This is a genomic window from Streptomyces mutabilis (genome assembly GCF_014649815.1).
Lineage (GTDB): Bacteria > Actinomycetota > Actinomycetes > Streptomycetales > Streptomycetaceae > Streptomyces > Streptomyces mutabilis.
Genome location: NZ_BMTT01000263.1, coordinates 1 through 557, shown reverse-complemented (window position 1 = coordinate 557; position 557 = coordinate 1). Strand labels below are relative to the sequence as shown.

The window sequence follows — 557 nt, the reverse complement described above, 5'->3', positions numbered from 1 at the left end:
AACTAAGGAAGGTCATGCATTTGTGTTAACAGAACATACTGCTGAAACTAATATATATTACGCTCTTGATCTAGGGAAATCTTATCGGCTAATAGATGAAAATATGTTACAAACGTTAAATTTAACTGCTCAACAAGTGAAAGAAATGTCACTATTTAATGTTCGTAAGTTAGAGTGTCGCTATAGTACGGATGAAGTTAAAGGTAATATTTTTTACTTCATCAACACAAATGATGGATATGATGCAAGTCGTATTTTAAATACTTCTTTTTTAAATCATATTCAACACCAATGTGAAGGTGAAATGCTTGTTGGTGTGCCACATCAAGATGTATTAATTCTTGCAGATATTAGAAATAAAACAGGTTATGATGTTATGGCTCATTTGACTATGGAATTCTTTACTAAAGGACTTGTTCCGATTACTTCTTTATCATTTGGTTATGATAACGGACATCTAGAGCCAATATTTATTTTGGGGAAAAATAATAAACAAAAAAGAGATCCTAACGTTATTCAACGTTTAGAAGCGAACAGAAAAAAATTCAAAAAAGATT

Annotated in this window: 1 protein-coding gene; it reads left to right on the top strand. The window is 30.5% G+C overall.

Annotated elements, in window-relative coordinates:
- Positions 1–22 precede the first annotated feature (22 nt).
- The coding region (locus IE142_RS40250) for a DUF1444 domain-containing protein (protein WP_229831301.1) at positions 23–557 on the top strand (535 nt) is incomplete at its 3' end.